This window comes from Salirhabdus euzebyi, assembly GCF_014207435.1.
Classification (GTDB): Bacteria; Bacillota; Bacilli; order Bacillales; family Alkalibacillaceae; genus Salirhabdus; species Salirhabdus euzebyi.
Genome location: NZ_JACHGH010000009.1, coordinates 119,295 through 139,884 on the forward strand (window position 1 = coordinate 119,295; position 20,590 = coordinate 139,884).

The window sequence follows — 20,590 nt, forward strand, 5'->3', positions numbered from 1 at the left end:
TTCAAATTAGGTTAGCTTGAACATCATCGCTTAATTATTGTGGCTCTTTTCGTAAAGGATGTTATTTTTTACTTTCCATTAACTTAATAATTTCTACAATTACGTTCGTTGCTTTTTCCATATTTTCTACAGAAATATATTCATACTTCCCATGAAAGTTTTCGCCACCAGTAAAAATATTTGGTGTTGGCAATCCCATAAAGGATAGTTGTGAACCATCTGTTCCCCCACGAATAGGCTTTATGTCCGGTTTAATATCTAAATTTACCATAGCCTCGTTCGCTACTTCGATAATTTCTTTTTCGGGTTTTATTTTTTCGCCCATATTATAGTACTGATCTTTCAATTCAAATAAAATGTTATCTTGTCCATAGGTTTCTCGCAATTTTTTAATAATTGTTTCCAATTTATCTTTTTTATTGTTAAATTTATTTTTATCATGGTCTCTAATAATATAGTTCAATTCTGTTTTTTCCACATCGCCATGAAAAGATATAAGATGGTAAAAGCCTTCGTAGTCTTCTGTATATTCAGGTGCTTCCGCTACAGGCAATTTGCTATGTAACTCCATTCCTATTTTAGCGGAGTTGACCATTTTTCCTTTTGCTGTACCTGGATGAACATTATTACCTTTAATAGTTACTTTTGCTGCAGCGGCATTAAAGCTTTCATATTGTAATTCCCCTAATGGTCCACCGTCAATTGTGTAAGCGAACTTAGCGTCAAACGCCTCAACATCAAATTTATGCGGTCCTCTACCGATTTCTTCATCAGGAGTAAAGGCGACTCGAACTTTACCATGTTTCAGTTCAGGATGTTGGATTAAATATTCCATTGCCGTCATAATTTCAGCAATTCCTGCTTTGTTATCCGCACCAAGTAACGTTGTCCCATCAGTTGTTATTAGCGTATGTCCTATATAATTGGCTAGTTCAGGGTATTCAGAAGGAGATAACACGATGTTTAATCGTTCATTTAAAGTAATGTCCTGTCCATCATATTTTTCAACAATTTGTGGTCTGACATTTTTGCCGGTAAAATCAGTAGCCGTATCAACATGCGCTAAAAATCCAATAGTAGGAACGTCTTTTTCCGAATTCGAAGGGAGCGTTGCCATCACATAGCTGTTTTCATCGATTGTTACATCTGTCATGCCAATTTCCTTCAGTTCATCAACTAACATGTGTGCTAAAGTTAATTGCCCAGGAGTTGATGGGCATGTTTCGTTGTTAGCATTTGATTGCGTATCTACTTTTGCATAAGTCATTAATCGTTTAATTAATTTGTTTTGCATTTTATCCACCTGCTTTTCTATTCTTTAGATTGATTATAATTCATATTGAACAGTTCGACAAAAATTGCTGTAGTGATTATCCCGTAAAAAGAGCACCTTCAAAAGAAGGTGCTCTTTTTTAGGCAAGTGCTGGTTCACCGCCAGGTTTACTTGGTCCATCCTTTGGTCGTCTAGACTGGATAAACCAAACTAATCCGATTAGCCCAAGACCAATAGCGCTGTACAATGGGTCCGGATAGATTAACAATATTCCTGCTACGAAAAGGGTTAACCTTTCCCATAGAATAGTTCTTCTAGAGAAATATCCAATCATTGCACTGCTGACACCAACCATACCGATTAGAGCTGTAATGATGGCTATGGTCACGTTCAAGAATGTAACATTATCCCCAGCTAAAACTAATACTGGATTGAATACAAAAATGTATGGAATAATAAAGGCTGCTATAGCAAGTTTTACAGCCGTAAGTCCTGTCTTAAATGGATTTGCTCTCGCAATCCCTGCGCCCGCATAGGCCGCTAAACAAACAGGTGGGGTAATATCGGCAATAATACCGAAATAGAACACAAACAAGTGAACGGCTAGCACCTCTAAGCCAAATCCATTAATTAGAGCAGGTGCGGCAACGGTTGCTGTTACAACATAGTTAGCAGTTGTTGGTAGTCCCATTCCGAGTATAATACATGCAATCATCGTAAAGAACAACGCTAGTGGTAAAATGCCTTGTGATAAAGCAATAATCCCGGTTGCAAATTTTCCGCCTAAACCAGTCATACCGACGATACCAACAATAATTCCGGCAGTCGCAACCGCAGCAATAACTGGTAGCGCCACTCTAGCCCCTTGTTCTAATACATACAGAACTTTTTTGAATGACATTCTTGTTTCTTTACTAACTAGACTTACAAGAAATGCTACAAAAATACCAAGGATAGCTGCTCTTTGTGCAGTGAAGCCGATAAATAGTGTTACTAAAATAGCAACTAGAGGTAAAAGCATGTAGCCTTTTGTCTTTAATAATTCTCTTTTACTAGGTAGTTCTTCTTTAGGAAGCCCGAATATCCCAAGTTTTTTGGCTTCGAAGTGGGCCCCAATAAAAATACCAGAAAAATATAATAATGCTGGGATTAGTGCAGCCAACATAATGGTTGTATAAGTTGTCCCTGTGTATTCAATCATGATAAAAGCTGCTGCACCCATAATGGGAGGCATTAATTGTCCACCTGTTGATGCAGAAGCTTCAGCTGCTGCAGCAAATTCAGGTTTAAATTTTGCCTTTTTCATCATTGGAATAGTAAACGATCCAGAAGCTACCGTGTTCGCAATGGAGCTTCCTGATACCATTCCTTGTAAAGCACTTGCTGTAACAGCTGCTTTTGCTGTACCACCAGTAAAGCGTCCTGTAAATGCAAACGCTAAGTCATTAAAGAATTTACCAATACCAGAATTGACTAAAAGTACCCCAAACAATAAGAAGAGGAATATGAACTTAGATGATACTTGAACTGGTACACCAAAAACACCCTGCGTATCATACCATAAGTTAGTAAACACATCTTTAATAGAGAATCCTGGATGAGAAAATACGGAAGTTGGGATAAGGTTGCCAAATAGTGCATATAAGATTGCCGCCATAGCTACTATGACAATTGGTAAGCCAACACATCTTCTCGTAGCCTCTAATAAAAGTAGAACACCTAAAATAGAAAAGACAACCTCAAAAGTTGGGAAGTCAAAAATAATACGATTATTCAGTTTGCTACCAATCATTGTAATATTATAGTAACCAATGAAAAGCGAAGAAGACGCCAAAACTACGTCATACCAAGGAATTCCATTTTTATGTAATCCCTTTTTCGCTGGATAAAGTAAGAAAATTAAACCTAGTGCAGTACCAACATGAATAGCACCTTGGATTTGGGATTGAAAAGTTCCAAAGTACCCAGTGTATAAATGGAACAGTGTTAAATAAATTCCAATGAAGGAGACGACCCACTTCCATTTACCAATGCTCTTGCGGTAACTACTTTCTTTATCATACTTTTCTAAAAGGTCTTCCTCAGAGGCCTTCACCTCATCAACAGTAGCATCAGTATCAACAACACCATTGTTTTTATCTTTTGTCATGCGCTTCACCACCTTCGTTTAAATCGGAAAAAAGGAGCCGGACACACTGTGTCTGGCCCCCGTAAAATGTTTTATTTACTTCACCAAGATTATTTAAGATCTGCTAATGTTTTGATTCCAAACTCTTCACGAGTAATGATTTGCATTACTTCTGGGTAAATGTGACCGATGAAAGCAAAGTTTTCAACTTTAGAACCTTCAAATTCACCTTCACCTTTGAAAGCGTTAAGAGCTGGAACGTGAACTGTCATACCAAGGTCTAGTTCACCTTTACCAATACTAGCTAAGTTCTCTACAGAAGCTCCAGTTTCTTTTGATGTAACTTGTACGCCATCAATATACTTGCTCCAAAGGCCAGCCATTTCTCCACCTAATGGATAGTAAGTACCACCAGAGCTACCAGTTCCTAATACGAACTCGTCTTTACGGCTATCTGCTGTTGCACTTACTTCTGCAACTTCAGCATCAACTGTTAGACCTTGCTCTTCATAGTATTGCTTAGCGCCTGGGTGGATAGGAAGACCAGGTAAACCACTAAGTGCATTTTCCAATGTCATATGTGCGGATTGAGCATGTGTATTTTCTTCAGCGTATTCTAAAGAAACACGCGCTAATTCATAAGCCAACTCATTATCAATTGTATCTGTGCTACCAACAAGAATAGCATATGCAGTTACAGTTTGAATATCCTCTTCTAGGAAATCATAAGAACCAGCTGGAATTGTATAACCAAAGTATCCAAGGTTCTCCTCTACATAAGCAACCTCTTCATCAGTTAGGCTAACTAGTGCAGCGTCTCCAGTAGCAGCTTCCAGGTCGTTTACACTACCAGAAGGTAATCCTAGTAAGCCAAATGAAACATCAACGTTTCCATCCTGAAGCTTGTCTTTTGCATCTCCAAATCCTTCTTCAAACGCTTCATAATCCCCTTCTTCAAAACCTGCACCCTCAAGGATTGATAAAGCTGCAGCTTGTGTACCACTACCAGCAGGACCGATTGCAATTTTTGCATCTCCGCCACCACATGCAGCAAGTACAAGTGCGATCATGGAAATAAATGCTAAAGTAATGATTTTTTTCATGAAATGTTTCCCCCTTAAATATATTTAATTTTTATACATCTCAAAGGTTTTAGAAATTATGTAAACTACTAAAATCTTTGAGAGTTATAACAATTACTAGAAAAAATATGTAAAGAACACTAAGTAGGACTATATTTTAACACATAATTCAAGATTGTGGAAATATTGTGTAAATTTTATTAATTATTGATAGATTTTTATAATTATAGATTAACAAAATATTGTAAAATGTTCTACCTATATATATAACAGGTAAATCAAGTTTAGAACGTAGGTTAGCCTTTCTCAAAAACGATTTTTAAGTGATAAAAAAGAAGGATTAAAACCATACTAAAAATAAATTTGGAGGTGTTAACTTTTATGGGAGATATTAATCGTATGGAAGGTCTTGTAGCTCGAAATGAAGAGGAAGATCCGATAAAAAATGCTCATGATCAATATAATGTTTATGTAAATGATGAATACGTTGGGAACAAGACGTTAGTTACCCAAAATGAACATGTAGACGATATTAAAAACTATTTGGAAAAACAAGGAGTAACAAATATTTCAGCCGAATTAGACGGTGATCATTACAAAATTTCGATTGAAAATGGGGAACAGCAAAGAGTCGAAGAAATTTTATCTACCTATTTATCCATTCGATAATTGTTTATAAAAGGAAAGTCTATATGTAGGCTTTCCTTTTATATATGAAACATGGTTACCGTGAATATACAGTCTTACTTAACTTATATTTAAGGATAGTATAAAATAAACAATAGTACAATACATAGGAAGGACTGATACAGCATGTCAAAACAACATATTGGTGTTGTTGGTGTTGGAGTCATGGGAAAGAGTGTTGCTCTTAATTTTGAGAGCAAAGGTTATTCTGTGTCCGTATATGACATTTCGGCAGAAAAAATAAACGAAATACTAGAGGAAAATAAGGAGAAAAATTTAGTTGGGACAAGCAACATAGAAGAGTTTGTCACATCTCTAGAAAAGCCAAGAAAGATAATGTTAATGGTTAATGCAGGTGCTATTACAGATAAAGCCATTGATTCTTTACTCCCTTATTTGGATAAGGACGATATTATTATTGATGGCGGTAATACACATTTTGAAGATACAAGAATGAGAAATAAACGTCTTGCAGAACGAGGCATCAACTTTATTGGGGCAGGTGTTTCGGGTGGTGAAGAAGGAGCTTTAAAAGGACCTTCTATTATGCCTGGTGGACAAAAGGATGCTTTTGATAAAGTCGAAGGGATGTTAAAAGATATTTCCGCAAAAGTAAACGGAGAAGCTTGCTGTTCATACATAGGTCCAGATGGTGCTGGTCACTATGTAAAAATGGTTCATAACGGCATTGAATATGGCGATATGCAGTTGATTAGTGAAGCTTATTTCTTTTTAAAACACACTTTAGAGTTGAGTGCGGAAGAATTACATGAAGTGTTCGCCGAATGGAACAAAGGAGAACTGGACAGTTATTTAATAGAAATAACAGCAGATATTTTCACTAAGAAGGATGAAGAAACTGGAAAGCCACTCGTTGATGTCATACTTGATACTGCTGGACAAAAAGGAACTGGAAAGTGGACAAGTACAAGTGCACTAGACTTAGGCGTTTCCTTGCCAATTATAACGGAATCAGTTTTTGCGAGGTTTATTTCAGCTAGAAAAGAAGAGAGAATCCAGGCAAGTAAATTCCTTAGTGGACCAACTACAAAACCTGAAATAAACATAAGTAAAGAAGAATTAATTGAAGCGGTTAGACAGGCGTTATTTATGAGTAAAATATGCTCCTATGCACAAGGCTTTACACAGTTAAAAGCAGCATCAGATGAGTATGATTGGAATTTGGATTTTGGATCAATTGCGATGCTTTGGAGAGGCGGATGTATTATCCGTGCCGCTTTCTTACAAAATATTAAGGATGCATATGATCGGAACGCAAATCTTGATAACCTATTATTGGACGATTATTTTACAAATATTGTGGACTCCTACCAGAGTGGTCTTCGAAAAATAATATCTATTGCTGTCCAGCATGGTATTCCGGTTCCTTCGTTTTCTGCTGCTCTTGCTTACTACGACAGCTATCGTACGGAAACATTGCCTGCCAACTTAATTCAAGCACAACGGGATTATTTCGGTGCTCATACGTATCAACGAGTTGATAAAGAAGGTACATTCCATACGAAGTGGTATTAAAAAATCGGGTCAGACATTTTTGTCTGACCCGTTTTTTCATTGCTTAGGAAATTATAAAATTGTGGACTTTTGGATAAGTTGGCTACACGGAGGAGCCAAGTCTAGCTCCAGCACCTACCCCCTCGGGACATAAGTCAATCCCTTCTGTGGCAAAAACCTCCACGGCAGGTCTTGCCTTATGCCTGTCGGGGGTGAGCAAGGCGCTTGCGCTTTTGTTCTTGCTTAGGAAATTATAAAATTGTGGACTTTTGGATAAGTTGGCTGCACGGAGGAGCCAAGTCTAGATCCAGCACCTACCCCCGACAGGGATAAGTCAATCCCTTCTGTGGCAAAACCGCCACGGCAGGTCTTGTCTTATGCCTGTCGGGGGTGAACAAGGCGCTTGCGCTTTCGTTCTTACAGATCAAATAACAATACTCGTGCTGGGGATGCATCTGTTCCAATAAGTTTTAATGGTGCCGCAACCATATGATAGGTTCCTGCTTCCACGTCTTTAAAAGTTAGACCTTCAATAACAATAACATTATTAGCAAATAAGGTTTTATGAGTAGGATGACCTTCTTGTGCACGCTCCACTCCTAACGCATCAATACCGACTCCTCGAACGCCTATATCACTAAGTAATTTGGCTCCACTTTCAGCCAAATAAATAAATTCAAAATTAAATCCTTCATCAAAGGAATTTTTCGTTTTAAATAAAACAAAATCCCCTTTTTGAATGGCTAAATCTTCTAGATCCTTAGCTGTGATTCCGCCTGTCACTTTCGTGAGGTCAAATACTTTGGCTTCCCCAACTAAGCTATTTAAATCAAGGGATTCAAATGTCTCACCATCATTTATCATATGTAATGGTGCATCTATATGAGTTCCGGTATGTGCATCTATCTTTATCGTAGATTCTGTGACGTGTGCATTTGTTACCTTACTAAATTGTGGTTGTTTTTCTGGCTTGTTTTTGTAAACAGGCATTCCTTCGTAAATAGGAACGGATATATCATACATTTTCTTCAAGGTATTTAATCCCCTTTCCACTATATTGAATAATCACTGTCATCAAGAATAGGCCACCAATGGAAACCATCCTCCGCAAGTAGATCATCAGCTACCTTTGGCCCCATTGTTCCAGACCGGTAATTTGGAAAATCACTTACTTTATTATTTTCCCATGCTTTATAAATAGTATCAACAAATTGCCATGATAATGCTACTTCATCCCAATGTGTAAAATTAGTGGAATCCCCTAAAATGGCATCATATAGTAGCTTTTCATATGCTTCGGGGTTATTTGATTCATCTAAACAGTTGTTACAGTAATCTAATTTAACCGGAGTAGTCTCCCCTGGAATATTAAGCTTTTTCCCATTTAAAACAATGGAAATACCCTCATCGGGTTGTATATGAATGATCAAAAGATTTGGGTGCATATTGTCTTCGGACTTGTAGTATAAATTCATCGGTAATTCTTTAAACTGAATAACAACTTTTGTCGATTTTTCCGTCATTCTTTTCCCTGTACGTATATAAATAGGTACACCTGCCCAACGGAAATTATTGATGGAAAGCTTCCCGGCAACAAATGTTTCTGTATTAGATTGAGGATCTACTTTATTTTCTGAGCGGTAGGCAGGTACATCCTTTCCATATATATTGCCTTCATCATATTGTCCTCGAACAAAATATTGATCTACTTCATCAACTGTCATTCGTTTAATTGCTCGTAAAACTTTGATTTTTTCACTTCTGATTTCTTCTGTTGTTAAACTAATTGGTGGTTCCATTGCTAAAAGTGAAACCATTTGTAGCATGTGGTTTTGAACCATGTCTCTTAATGCACCAGCCTGATCATAGTAACCTCCACGGTCTTCTACTCCGAGGGATTCACTAGAGGTAATCTGGATATTAGAAATATATCTATTGTTCCATAATGGTTCGAAAATGGCATTCGCAAAACGGATGACCTCAATGTTTTGAACCATTGCTTTTCCAAGGTAATGATCAATACGGTAAATTTCATCCTCTTGAAAGGCCTCTCGAATATCATTATTTAATTTTTGAGCGGATGGAAGATCATGACCGAATGGTTTCTCAATAATTAAACGGTTCCAACCTTGATCATTTGTAACTCCTTCAGATTTTAAGTAAGAAGCAATTGTACCAAAAAATTCAGGAGCCATTGCCATATAAAACATTCTGTTACCAGGAATGTTAAATTGTCCTTCTAAATCATGTAGAAGCATATTTAAATCTTGGTAATGTTGTTTATCGGTAACATCAAAAGATACGTAATGAAAATGGGACAAAAATGTCTCCACATTATCAACCAGTTCAATTTTGGACTCTTGAATGGACGTTCTTACATTATTGCGAAATGCTTCATTATCTAATTCGCGTCTTGCAACACCAATAACAGAAAAATTTTCATTCAATTTTCCTTTTTTGTAAAGGCTATATATGGAAGGGAACAATTTTCGGTTGGCTAAATCACCTGTTGCCCCAAATATGACGATTGAGCAGTATGTACGATTATCATTATTCATTAAAATCCTCACCTTCATTAATTTGGTACTAGATAGTATTCCACAAATGAACACATGCTACTTAAAATAGCTATTTATAACTAAATTCCTTTAGTGTTATTTTTTTCTATAAAAAAAGCTCCTCAAAATCAAAATTATAACGTTTTTCGGCACTATTATCAATTTTTCGGGTTTAATAGCCATTTTTTTTCATAAATATTTTATGAAATTTGTTTTATGGGGGAATGTAAAACATGTAAAGGATGAAGGGGGGATATAAATGAGTCAATCAAAAACCAATACTAATAATAAGGGAAGTATGAAATGGTGGCAGCTATCCCTTTTTGGAGTAGGCTGTACAATTGGGACAGGCTTTTTCCTCGGCTCTAGTTTCGGAATAAAACTTGGAGGGCCATCTATTCTAATTGGATTTGTATTAGCAGGCTTAACCACCTATTTAGTATTTGATGCCCTTGCGCGGATGACAGCAAACGATCCACAAAAAGGAGCCTTTCGTACATATGCTAAAAAGGCTTTAGGACACTGGGCCGGCTTTTCAGTCGGATGGGTTTATTGGAGTTCTGAAATGCTAATTATGGGTAGTCAGTTAACAGCCTTGTCCATATTTACGAGGTTTTGGTTTCCAAATATACCGATGTGGATATTCGCAACAGGATATGGGGTCCTTGGTTTAGTTGTTTTGCTAGCTGGAGCGAAAAAGTTAAGTAAATTGGAAAATATTTTCGCTGTAATAAAAATTGCAGCCATTGTTATGTTTATAGCTATCGCTGCTGCTTTCGTTTTTGGTTGGATCGACACGTCGAAGAATCTTGCAGTTCCAAACAGTATAGGAGAATGGTTCCCTAAGGGATTTTTAGGATTTTGGTCTTCTTTAATTTTTGCATTTTATGCTTTTGGCGGAATAGAAGTAATGGGTTTAATGGCAACAGAGCTGAAAAATCCTAAGGATGCTCCTAAGGCAGGCAGCATTATGCTTATCGTTCTAGTCATTATTTATGTTTTATCAATAGGCTTAGCATTACTATTAATTCCTTGGGACGGATTTAATACCGATGATAGTCCTTTTGTTACTGTTCTAGAAGAATATAATCTTTCCATTATGCCGCACGTATTTAATGGCGCGTTAATTATAGCTGGTTTCTCAACGATGGTTGCTGCACTTTATGGTGTTACAACTATATTAGGTTCCTTAGCAGAGGATGGGGATGCTCCAAAAGTTTTTGCTAAAAAAGGAAAACTTAAGATTCCTTTTGCCTCTCTTGTTTTATTAATAATTGTTTTAATTGGTTCCATCATAATGGCCTTAGTATTACCTGAAAAAATTTATGAATATATCACTACTGGAGCAGGGTTAATGCTTCTGTATAACTGGCTTTTTATTTTAACGTCGGGACATAAATTAAACAGTCCAAATGCGTTCGGGAAAATTAAATACGTATTAGGGATGACTTTAGTTCTTGCTGGAATTAGTGGAACACTTATAAGTTCATCTAATCGGCCTGGTTTCTTTATTAGTATAGGGTTTGTCTGTTTAATTGTTATCGTTACTTTTATCATGTCAAAAAAGTGGAAAAAGCAAGAAGCAAAAAAAGGATAATCAAGAGGCAATTTCTCTTGATTATCCTAATAAAAGTTTAAAACCTTCATATCCGAAATAAATTCCAAATCCTATTAAGGATATTCCTGATAATCTAGATAAGAAAGTAAGTGTGTTTCCCTTTAATACACGTCGGAAACCACTAGAAGCAGTAGCCATAAACAAGTCCCAAGTCAGTAAACCTATAAAAATGGCAATACTGTACAAAATGAGTTGGTTTGTACTATTTGTAGCTACAGTCTTTGCAAGGACGGAACCATAAATTCCTAACCAAAAAAGGATCGTTAATGGATTGGAAATAGACATTAAAAATCCAGTAATAAAAGATTTATGCAAAGGCTCCGCCTGTCTTTTATCATTTGCCTTTAGTTTGCTAGAGCTTGCCATACTTTCAATACCTGTATAAATAAGAACAAAGGCCCCAAATAACCATAAAAATGTTTTAATGAATGGCGTATCAACAATGTGAACCATTCCTAAATAAACAGCTAACATGTAAATCCCATCAGCTGTGACCGCCCCTAGGCCAACAAACCAAGAATGGAAGAAACCATTCTTCATCCCCTTATCTAATTGGGCAGCATTTACTGGACCTATTGGAATAGCTAGTGAGAGTCCTAATAATATATAACTAAAAAATACGCTCAACGAAAACACTCCTTACGAAAAGAACTTGTCTACAAATTTTTATTCATAAGGTAAGACTTGTACTACTAAAAAATTCGAAAAGTATATTTTTTTTAGCTGTATAACATGATCCCCTTAAACAAAATTTATGATAAACAAAAAAATAATCAAGAAGCAGGTGAAATAATGGAAAATGATATGTCCTTTGAGGGTGTAATGGAAGCCGTGAGAAGCGCGGAAAAAGCAATTGTGCAAGCACAAGGTAATGATAACCCTCAAGATTTTCAACGGGCACACCTACACATCATGCAGGCCCAACAGTTAATAAATGATTTCCAACAAAATGACATGGTTAGAGATGAACATCAAAGAATGGACCTACACCATGCTCAAGAACTATTAAAACACCTTTTAAATGCACAAGATGCCATTCAATAACGACAAAGTAAGGGGTAACAGTGGTGAGTGATAACATTGTTCAAGCGATTAGTCCTGAGTTAAAACAACTAATAAAACGAGAAATAGAGGGATTGTCTTTTTCAAAAAACTTCCGATCTGCAACAGCTGAAGAGTGGTATGTATTTTTACCCAGTTATAAGGATCCTGTTTCACGTGGAGCGGCGGGAAAAGCAATTGTTCATTATGATTTAATGGGTAATCGGGAAATTTTCATTAATACGACCATCATATTTGATGACCCAGCACTTCATAAGCCCGAGGTGCATTCTCTTCTTTATGCAATTTGTGAAGAGCTGGTGAATCGCTTAGTAGGATATGCGGATACTTTGCTGTCTGTCCATGCTGGCGAAAACTCGTATCGAGCAGAGTATAAAAACTGACTTAAAAAATAAGTGGTGAAGGAGTTTAACAATGAGTCAACAGATGTTCAAGGCGATTCAAAAGCATGCAAAACCTTACCAGTCCGCTCATGATTTAGAAACGATATTAGATGAGGTAGACGATGCAAAATTCGTACTACTAGGAGAAGCAAGCCATGGTACTTCCGAATTTTATTCCATTCGAGCCGAGCTTACTAAGAGGCTTATTCAGGAAAAGGGGTTTTCCGTTATAGCGGTTGAAGGGGATTGGCCATCCTGTCAACAGATTAATCGCTATGTGAAAGGCTATCATACGGAACAGAATGGAGTGCGGGACGTTTTACAATCTGCATTTAAACGATGGCCAACTTGGATGTGGGCAAATGAAGATATAGCGAATTTAATTGGTTGGTTAAAGAAGTTTAATCAGGAAAAACAAGTTGATCAAAAGATTGGTTTTTATGGCATAGATGTATACAGTATGTGGGAGTCTTTAGAAGAAATAATGAATTATTTAAAAGAAACTGAACCACGCGGTGCCAATTTAGCTCTTGCGAAAAAGGCATTCAACTGTTTTGAACCGTATAATCGTTCCGTAGAAAAGTATGCCGTTTCTAGTGCTTTTTATTCTAAAGGCTGTGTAGAGGAGGTTTCCAAACTATTAACATCTATCCGTACACAGGCTATGGATAATGCCGATGAAGAAGAAAATGAATTGAACATGAAAATAAATGCTTTAGTATTAAAAAATGCAGAGCATTACTATCGTACTATGGTAGAAAGTGACTCGGAATCATGGAATATAAGGGATATGCATATGGTGGAAACGATAAATGAACTTCGCAATTATTTTGGAGACGAGTCAAAGGTTATTGTTTGGGCACATAATACACACGTAGGCGATGCAACAGCTACAGATATGAAAGAAGAAGGCACAATTAATGTCGGGCAAATAATAAGAGAACAAAACAAGGAAGAAGACGTCTATATTGTTGGCTTTGGGACACATCATGGCACTGTTATTGCTGCAGAAGAGTGGGGCTTAAATATGGAAAAAATGACTGTTCCGCCTGCGATTGAAGGTTCCTGGGAAGATTTACTTCATCAGGCTGGGGCGAATAATAAAATAGTGGTTTTTAATCATAATAATCGACATTTATTTAAGGAAACAGTTGGCCATCGAGCAATAGGTGTAGTTTATCATCCTCAATATGAAAGCTATGGAAATTATGTGCCATCTGTTATTGGTGATAGATATGATGCTTTTGTTTATATTGATGAAACGGAAGCACTTCAACCTTTAACACGGACACATGTACATTTATAAATAAAGCAGAAGGGGCAAAATATTGCCCCTTTAACAATTTCATTCATCCCACTTTAAAACTGTTTCTACCCATATATTTCCGCCCCTGAACTAACATCTAAAACACTATGCTTCCCTCTAGGCTAAATGTAACCCCAAAACAAAGCTCAAGTGCAAACAAATTCCTAAGTAATCAAGCCATAATGATTCGGTTAAATGAAGCGCTCTATCGTTGGTATTACATATAATTTACTGTTGTTGTAAAGTGAGCCTCTACTCAAGTTGATCAGAGCAGAGATTAGTTGAAAATAGCCACAATTTATTACCAAAAGAGTTCTGAATCTAAGGAAAACCTGAACGGATAAGAAATATTTATGAATTGGTTTTATAGGTTATCACTACTCTTGAATACAGCAAATCATCACTAGCGTAGGCAGAATACGAAGACTCCTGTGGACAGCACGTGTCTGAAGACCCCGCAAGTAGTGGTTTTCTGCGAGGAAGCTGAGGCCGAGCCCTGAGGTACGCGAAGTATTCAGCAGAAGCGGTCTTATAGTACCTAGCTGCTTAAAAGAGCAAATCCTGTCTTATTTTTCTATTCATTTTTGTAAAGCGACAATCCATTACAAATTAGGTAGCAACTTTGAATAACATGATTTAATTTAGGCTTCCAAACATTATGATAGTTTTCGTGCTGACCAATTGGTATGATGGAACGTAAAGTACTTAAATTATTATCAACAGGGAGCAGCTTATGTTAGATAAGTTAAATCGTTTTCTCCAAAAATTCATGCCAATTATAACCCCTTTGTCCGTAGCGCTAGGAGTTATTTTTGCAGGATGGCTACATACATTAGAATATTTAGTTCCTTGGATTTTTGCCTTTATGACATTTTCGGGAAGTCTTGGTTCTAATTTTAAAGATTTAAGAAAGGTTGTTTTGCATCCTTTGCCATTGTTTTTATGTCTACTTCTTTTACATGTTTTCATGCCCTTAGTCAGTTTAGGGGTAGGAAATATCGTTTTTCAGGATGAGCCTTATTTAATTACAGGACTTATTTTAGCCTTTTTAATTCCTACAGGGATCACTAGTTTAATATGGGTTTCCATCTATAAGGGGAATGTTGTTTTGACACTTTCCATTATCTTAATTGATACGCTGCTATCCCCTTTGGTTGTACCAGGTGTTTTACAATTATTTATAGGTGCTGAAATCCAAATGAATAGTTTTGACATTATGATCGGTTTATTGTGGATGGTTGTTATCCCCTCGTTATTAGGAATGCTATTGAATCAAATTTCTAAAGGAGAAGTCAAAGAGAGACTAGGTACAAAGCTGGCACCATTTTCTAAAATTGGTCTTGGAGCAGTGGTAGCAATCAACAGTTCAGCGATTGCGCCGTACTTTACAAATGTAAACAAGACGTTATTTATTGTGATTATAGTGGTGTTCTTAATGGCGTCTATTGGATATTTATTCGGTTGGATATGTGCAAAGCTACTAAAGGAGGATGCTGATACAATCATTTCTTTAACGTTCAATGGGGGGATGAGAAACATTAGTGTCGGTGCAGTCATAGCCATAACCTATTTTCCGGATTTAGTTGCACTTCCAGTTGTTGTGGGAATGCTTTTTCAACAAATCTTAGCCTCTATTTCAGGCACAGTGTTAGGTCGCATGTATAGAAAAGAAATAGGTATAAAAGCAGTGTAAAAAAATAAAAATGACAGGAATAACAAAATGAAAAATACGATCATTACTTTTATTATTGGTTATATTGTCTTAACATACTATTTTAATGGAATTGCCCTAACCAGCTCTAACCAACTTATAACACTCTTTCTCGTTATGCTTTTTTTTCCAATCGCTTTTATTGTTGCTAAATTATCTTCAGTAAATGGATGGAAAGGATTAGGCGTTCGGTTTCATAAAGGATGGCATGTTAATTTAATGATAGGCTTTAGTATTGGATTTGTTTTTTGGGTACTATTATATTATTTGCTCGTATTAACTAACGTCATCCACATTACAAGTTTAAAAGAACCTTCTTTTATTCTGTTGCTCGTTGGTGAAGTATTCCTAACTTTTTTCTTAGGCTCTTTTATTAATGACATAATTGTAAGGGGTTATGTCTTTGGAACTTTACAAGGTAAATTTAAGATAAAGTGGGTCTTTTTAATATCTGTTCTTTTATATGCCTTAGATGACATTTGGTACGCTGGCTTCAGTTTTCACAATACTGTTTTTTCTATTATTTTAGGTCTTTCGTTAACTTATGCTTTTTATAAAACAGGTTCCATATGGGCGAATACTGGTATTCATTGGGGCTTAAATGTATGTTATGGATTGGTTTATGGTTCTGTTGGCAAACCAAACGGTGGTATTTTCTTGATGACAGAGGATGCAACGAGTATATGGTCAGATATTATTCCATTATTGATTCCAGCTAGCATGTTTTTATTTGTGTTTATTTTTTATAATTTCTATAGAGTAAAGAAAGATGATAATCCATATTTATAATTCAGTATCACTGTTAGGGCTAATGGCTGAATGTTGAATAAGTAAATCCTGAATTTTGCTTTCATTAATGGATATGGTAAAGGAATCTTTTGATCCTAGTATATATGCTAGAAGTAATAACTTTTCGTATAAGTCTTCCGTTTTTAAATCAGTTTGATCAAACTGATCTTGTAGTTTTTTTACTTGTTGTATGATTCTTTCATTGTTCTTTCTTTCTTTTTTAAGTTGATCTTCAAGTTCTTCCATACGGAGTAAAAGTTGTTCTATCCATTCTTCCATGTACATACTATTCCCTCCTATTAAGCTACTAATTGTATATAATGCAAATGATTGTTTCGGAGGCAGGGGTACTGTCTTTACTTTAGGAAAAATAGATTAAACATCTATAAGGCTCTAGTTTTTTTATGGATTTTTGTAAAGTGTAAACAACAATCCACTCCAACTCCTTTCTATTACATAAGGTATTAGCAGAAGATAAGTGCTAGATTACTAGATTCTAGTTTTTTATCTTCTAATAAAATATAGAAAGGAGTTTTTTCATGACAAAACGAAATGCCCAAGCACCTTACCAAGTAAATTTTAAATTCAGAAACAATGACATCGGGAAGATAGTAATAGCGAACGCAGCCACTGGTGGAGATAATGGAACTGAAAATGGAAATGGAAATGGCAATGGTGGAGATACAGTCCAAATTAACAAAGCAGCTCAAGAGCAGGATGTAAACCAGGCAAATGTCCAAGAACAAACAGGTGTAGTCGGTCAGGAAACTGGCGACACTTTTGCATTATCTTTTGAAAGTGGTCCTGGGGATTCATTAGCTATTGCTGGTTCTGATCATAACCAAAAAGGCGCAGTAGACCAAATACAAGAAGCTAAAAATAAAAACAAGCAAAACTTAAAACAAGAAAACGATTCAGAATAACAGTTATTGGGGAGGTTAGCTAATGAGGCTAGCCTCCTTTTCTTTAGGTTTTCAAACATCGTTTAGGTTTAGGTGTTAAAATAAACATGGCTTAAAAGTTTACATAGGTAGGTGGGACTCCTTGGGTTATAAGTTGTTAAAATCAGCATTTTATAAGCAGCCAACACTAAACTTAGCGCAATCTTTACTCGGACACATACTAATTAAGGAAACAAATAAAGGTATAGCCGCAGGAGTGATTGTGGAAACGGAAGCGTATATTGGCCCAGATGATCGAGCGGCACACAGTTTCGGTAATAGGAGAACAAAAAGGACTGAAATTATGTTTGGGGAACCAGGGTATGCTTATGTTTATGAAATGCACACACACAGTCTAGTCAATGTAGTAAGTGGAGAAGTAGAAAAACCAGAAGCTGTGCTAATAAGGGCTGTGGAACCAGTTGAAGGGATTAATTTGATGTATGAACGTAGAGGTTTGAATAAAAAGGAAACAGATCTAACGAATGGCCCTGGAAAATTAACGAAAGCATTAGGGATAACAAAAGAAGACTATGGACATCCCCTTTTTAGAAAGCCACTTTATATTGTAGAGGGAGAAGCACCTATTGACATATCTAAAGGCCCAAGGATAGGGATTCAAAATAGCGGAGAAGCAAGGGATTATCCATGGCGGTTTTGGATTACTGGAAACCGTTTTGTTTCTAGGTGAATGAAAGGAAAGACTTTCCCTTTAAAGTATTAATTTTAGTTTTGATGAATATAAAATTTCTTTAGAAAATAGTAAAGCCCCCAAAGTTGGGGGCTTAGATACAATGAAATTAATCTTTTGCTACTGGATAAACACCGTTTTCATCGTGTACTTCTGTTCCAGCTACAGCTGGATTGAATACACAAATCATTCGCATATCCGTTTTAGCGCGGAGTAAATGCTCATCGTTCTCATCAAGTGCATAAAGTGTATCCTTTTTAATAGGCCATACTTTATTATCCTTAAGCGTAACGACTTCGCCTTCTCCTTCAATGCAATAAACAGATTCTAAATGGTTTTGATACCAAATGTGTGTTTCTGTTCCTGCCTTAATAATCGTATCATGAACGGAATAACCCATATTATCTTTTTTCAAAATTAAACGTCTACTAACCCAATTACCACCATCAACGTCATGTTCTGTTCCTAACACATCTTCTAAAGCTACTACTTTCATTGTTGCTTCCTCCTATTATTTAGTTGGTTACTGCCTCTTTTACTAAACTTTTAACGCTTTCTTCTATAATTTCAAATCCTTTTTTAAGTCCTTCTTCATCAATATTCACAGGTGGGAATAATTTAAACACTTCATCTTTCGGGCCAGATGTTTCCATTATTAAGCCGCGAGTAAAGGCTTCGGCTGCTACTTTTGAAGCTAGCTCTTCTTCTCCACACGCAATACCAACCATTAATCCACGTCCGCGAACTTCCCCTTTTAATTCGGGGTATTTATCCGCTATTTCTTTAAGGAAATCTAATGTCATTTTAGATTTTTTCTTAATTTCTTTTTCAAAGCTATCGTCTTTCCAATAATCTAAAGCGGCTGTTGCCGTAACAAAAGCATGGTTATTACCTCGGAATGTTCCGTTGTGTTCACCTGGAGACCACACATCTAAATCCGGGCGGAATAACGTGATTGCAAATGGTACTCCGTAACCACTTAAAGATTTTGATAAACAAACTATATCAGGGGTAATACCGGCTTCTTCAAAACTGAAGAAAGTTCCCGTGCGGCCCACTCCAGCTTGAACGTCATCAATAATAAGGAGGATGCCCCAACGTTTACAAATAGATTCAAGCTTCCTTAGCCATTCAAAGCGAGCTACATTTATACCGCCTTCCCCTTGAACGGTTTCTACGATCATTGCAGCCGGGATATCGACTCCGCTGCCATTATCTTCTAAAAATCTTTCTAAATATTGCAGTGTATTTGAATCTTCATTTACAAAGTTATCATAAGGCATTGTAACAGTATTTTGTAGCGGGATGCCTGCTCCTTTACGTTTAGAGGCATTTCCTGTTACAGACAACGATCCAATCGTCATCCCATGAAATCCGTTTGTAAAGCTAATAACATCCGTACGCCCTGTCACTTTACGAGCAAGCTTAAGGGCACTTTCTACGGTATTCGTTCCAGTAGGTCCAGGAAACATTATTTTATAATCAAGCTTTCGAGGCTTTAAAATAACATCGTTAAATGACTTAATAAATGCTCCCTTTGCAGTTGTTGCTTTATCAAGAGAATGAGTAATTCCATCATTTTGAATGTATTCTATTAGTTTAGCTTTCAATTTAGGATCGTTATGCCCATAATTAAGAGCCCCTGCACCTGAAAAGAAGTCGATATATTCTTTTCCGTCTTCATCCCACATCTTGTATCCTTTTGCTTTAGTAAATACAGTAGGGAAACTGCGGCAGTAGCTACGCACCTCAGATTCTAGCGTTTCAAAAATATTCATATCCGTCTGACTCAAGTTTTTTTCCTCCTTAAAATTATCCACTCTTTACCATTGGGTAATCGAGTACTTTATAAAACTATGCAAATTTCATTCATATTATTTATTTTTTAAATGGTCCAATTCGAAAACAGAGCTCTGCCTCATGTTCATCTGATGGAAATAATTCCTTAGCGAAGCATTCCGATACTTCACAATTTGTATGATGATCACGAGCAAGTCGTCTAAACAATGATTGGGATGCTTGGTTTGACGGAGTAACAGTAGCTTCAACAAAGCGTACATTATCGCAAGCTTCTCTGTTGATTAATTCATCTAGCAGCTTTGATGCCACTCCTTTTCCACGTTGAGAGGAATCTACACCAATTTGCCAGACAAATACAACGTCTTGTCTTTCTGGGGGTATAAATGCGGTTACAAAACCAACAACTTTGTCATCTTCTTTTGCGACAACACAGGTTTCTGTAAAGTATTCACACATCATAATGTATTTGTAAGCAGAATTTTGGTCGAGCGTCGAATTGTTCACTAATTCCCACATTGCAGAACCATCTTCAACTGTTGGTTTTTCAAATGTGACAGTTTCTAATGGATTTAGGGTTACAGTTGCAATTTGACTTTTAATGTTAAATTCTCCCTTCCAATTTCACTTTTTTAAAACATTTGCTTAATTACATTTAATATCATAAGGGGGTTGGTAAAATTAAGCAAACTAGCTATGGCGGGATTAACAAGCATTATTGTTGCTTAAACGGGATGAGAGTAGTTAAGGATGACGAACTTAAAAAATACTGCCAAATTGTATGTATTCCTTAAGATTATAAAGAAATTAGTATATATGACTATAAAGTAAAGAAAAATTTTTATTTTTTTATTTTGTCCATTTTGGAGTTACAAAGAGCTCTGACAAGATATAAAGAGATACAAACGTTATTTTTTAAACCATAAGATATAAATAAGGTTTCATTTGTTAACATTGAACTGTAACCCGGAAAGCGGACACTGATAAAAAGTGCCCTTTCCGGGTTTTTGTGTTTCAATATAATTAATAAAAATGGGCGGAGGACTATC

20 protein-coding genes are annotated in these 20,590 nt (G+C 36.4%); 10 read left to right on the forward strand and 10 right to left on the reverse strand.

Annotated elements, in window-relative coordinates; genetic code table 11:
- Positions 1 to 61: 61 nt before the first annotated feature.
- The 3 genes from pepT to HNQ94_RS14640 form a co-directional block, all read right to left on the reverse strand.
- Positions 62 to 1,294: a peptidase T gene (gene pepT, locus HNQ94_RS14630; RefSeq protein WP_174497032.1), complete on the reverse strand. Its 1,233-nt coding sequence runs from the start codon at positions 1,292 to 1,294 to the stop codon at positions 62 to 64.
- 118 nt (positions 1,295 to 1,412) lie between these two features.
- The gene (locus HNQ94_RS14635; protein WP_174497031.1) at positions 1,413 to 3,422 is read right to left on the reverse strand and encodes a TRAP transporter permease; all 2,010 of its coding nucleotides are present in this window, start codon (positions 3,420 to 3,422) and stop codon (positions 1,413 to 1,415) included.
- 89 nt (positions 3,423 to 3,511) lie between these two features.
- A complete protein-coding gene (locus HNQ94_RS14640; RefSeq protein ID WP_174497030.1) occupies positions 3,512 to 4,504 on the reverse strand; it encodes a TAXI family TRAP transporter solute-binding subunit in 993 nt (330 codons plus the stop codon).
- Positions 4,505 to 4,864: 360 nt separating this feature from the next.
- Between HNQ94_RS14640 and HNQ94_RS14645 the strand changes: the two genes are divergently transcribed.
- Both HNQ94_RS14645 and gnd read left to right on the forward strand, forming a co-directional pair.
- On the forward strand, positions 4,865 to 5,152 hold the full coding sequence (locus HNQ94_RS14645) for a hypothetical protein (protein ID WP_174497029.1): 288 nt from the start codon (positions 4,865 to 4,867) through the stop codon (positions 5,150 to 5,152).
- 144 nt (positions 5,153 to 5,296) lie between these two features.
- Positions 5,297 to 6,706: an NADP-dependent phosphogluconate dehydrogenase gene (gene gnd, locus HNQ94_RS14650; protein ID WP_174497028.1), complete on the forward strand. Its 1,410-nt coding sequence runs from the start codon at positions 5,297 to 5,299 to the stop codon at positions 6,704 to 6,706.
- A 396-nt stretch (positions 6,707 to 7,102) separates the two neighbouring features.
- Here gnd and HNQ94_RS14655 read toward each other — a convergent pair whose 3' ends face one another.
- Both HNQ94_RS14655 and zwf read right to left on the reverse strand, forming a co-directional pair.
- Complete coding sequence (locus HNQ94_RS14655) at positions 7,103 to 7,708, reverse strand: cyclase family protein (RefSeq protein ID WP_174497118.1); 606 nt, start codon at positions 7,706 to 7,708, stop codon at positions 7,103 to 7,105.
- A 29-nt stretch (positions 7,709 to 7,737) separates the two neighbouring features.
- Positions 7,738 to 9,243, reverse strand: a complete 1,506-nt coding sequence (gene zwf, locus HNQ94_RS14660; protein WP_174497027.1) for a glucose-6-phosphate dehydrogenase — start codon at positions 9,241 to 9,243, stop codon at positions 7,738 to 7,740.
- 259 nt (positions 9,244 to 9,502) lie between these two features.
- Here zwf and HNQ94_RS14665 point away from each other — a divergent pair, with 259 nt between their 5' ends.
- Positions 9,503 to 10,840 carry an amino acid permease gene (locus HNQ94_RS14665; protein ID WP_174497026.1) on the forward strand — a complete coding sequence of 446 codons (1,338 nt, stop codon included), beginning with the start codon at positions 9,503 to 9,505 and terminating at the stop codon, positions 10,838 to 10,840.
- Positions 10,841 to 10,861: 21 nt separating this feature from the next.
- On the opposite strand, the gene HNQ94_RS14670 is transcribed toward HNQ94_RS14665, so the two are convergent.
- A complete protein-coding gene (locus tag HNQ94_RS14670) occupies positions 10,862 to 11,488 on the reverse strand; it encodes a LysE family transporter (protein WP_174497025.1) in 627 nt (208 codons plus the stop codon).
- Positions 11,489 to 11,653: 165 nt separating this feature from the next.
- On the opposite strand from HNQ94_RS14670, the gene HNQ94_RS14675 reads away from it, so the two are divergent.
- The 5 genes from HNQ94_RS14675 (at position 11,654) to HNQ94_RS14695 (ending at position 16,112) form a co-directional block, all read left to right on the forward strand.
- The gene (locus tag HNQ94_RS14675) at positions 11,654 to 11,905 is read left to right on the forward strand and encodes a hypothetical protein (protein ID WP_174497024.1); all 252 of its coding nucleotides are present in this window, start codon (positions 11,654 to 11,656) and stop codon (positions 11,903 to 11,905) included.
- Positions 11,906 to 11,928: 23 nt separating this feature from the next.
- On the forward strand, positions 11,929 to 12,306 hold the full coding sequence (locus tag HNQ94_RS14680) for a hypothetical protein (protein WP_174497023.1): 378 nt from the start codon (positions 11,929 to 11,931) through the stop codon (positions 12,304 to 12,306).
- Between the two features lie 31 nt (positions 12,307 to 12,337).
- Positions 12,338 to 13,612, forward strand: coding sequence for an erythromycin esterase family protein (locus HNQ94_RS14685; RefSeq protein ID WP_174497022.1), 1,275 nt, complete (start codon positions 12,338 to 12,340; stop codon positions 13,610 to 13,612).
- A gap of 733 nt (positions 13,613 to 14,345) precedes the next feature.
- Entirely contained in the window at positions 14,346 to 15,305 is a 960-nt protein-coding gene (locus HNQ94_RS14690; RefSeq protein ID WP_174497021.1) for a bile acid:sodium symporter family protein, read from the forward strand.
- 27 nt (positions 15,306 to 15,332) lie between these two features.
- On the forward strand, positions 15,333 to 16,112 hold the full coding sequence (locus HNQ94_RS14695) for a CPBP family intramembrane glutamic endopeptidase (protein WP_174497020.1): 780 nt from the start codon (positions 15,333 to 15,335) through the stop codon (positions 16,110 to 16,112).
- On the opposite strand, the gene HNQ94_RS14700 is transcribed toward HNQ94_RS14695, so the two are convergent.
- Positions 16,107 to 16,397 (reverse strand): hypothetical protein, encoded by a 291-nt coding sequence (locus HNQ94_RS14700; protein ID WP_174497019.1) that lies wholly within the window; start codon positions 16,395 to 16,397, stop codon positions 16,107 to 16,109. The genes HNQ94_RS14695 and HNQ94_RS14700 overlap by 6 nt on opposite strands.
- Positions 16,398 to 16,651: 254 nt before the next feature.
- Between HNQ94_RS14700 and HNQ94_RS14705 the strand changes: the two genes are divergently transcribed.
- Positions 16,652 to 17,035: a hypothetical protein gene (locus HNQ94_RS14705; RefSeq protein ID WP_174497018.1), complete on the forward strand. Its 384-nt coding sequence runs from the start codon at positions 16,652 to 16,654 to the stop codon at positions 17,033 to 17,035.
- Positions 17,036 to 17,156: 121 nt separating this feature from the next.
- Complete coding sequence (locus HNQ94_RS14710) at positions 17,157 to 17,744, forward strand: DNA-3-methyladenine glycosylase (protein WP_174497017.1); 588 nt, start codon at positions 17,157 to 17,159, stop codon at positions 17,742 to 17,744.
- Positions 17,745 to 17,853: 109 nt separating this feature from the next.
- Here the strand turns inward: HNQ94_RS14710 and HNQ94_RS14715 are convergent, their stop codons facing one another.
- The 3 genes from HNQ94_RS14715 to ectA form a co-directional block, all read right to left on the reverse strand.
- Positions 17,854 to 18,240 carry an ectoine synthase gene (locus HNQ94_RS14715; protein WP_174497016.1) on the reverse strand — a complete coding sequence of 129 codons (387 nt, stop codon included), beginning with the start codon at positions 18,238 to 18,240 and terminating at the stop codon, positions 17,854 to 17,856.
- A 19-nt stretch (positions 18,241 to 18,259) separates the two neighbouring features.
- The gene (gene ectB / locus HNQ94_RS14720) at positions 18,260 to 19,537 is read right to left on the reverse strand and encodes a diaminobutyrate--2-oxoglutarate transaminase (RefSeq protein WP_174497015.1); all 1,278 of its coding nucleotides are present in this window, start codon (positions 19,535 to 19,537) and stop codon (positions 18,260 to 18,262) included.
- Positions 19,538 to 19,622: 85 nt separating this feature from the next.
- On the reverse strand, positions 19,623 to 20,132 hold the full coding sequence (gene ectA / locus HNQ94_RS14725; protein WP_282960580.1) for a diaminobutyrate acetyltransferase: 510 nt from the start codon (positions 20,130 to 20,132) through the stop codon (positions 19,623 to 19,625).
- Positions 20,133 to 20,590 lie beyond the last annotated feature (458 nt).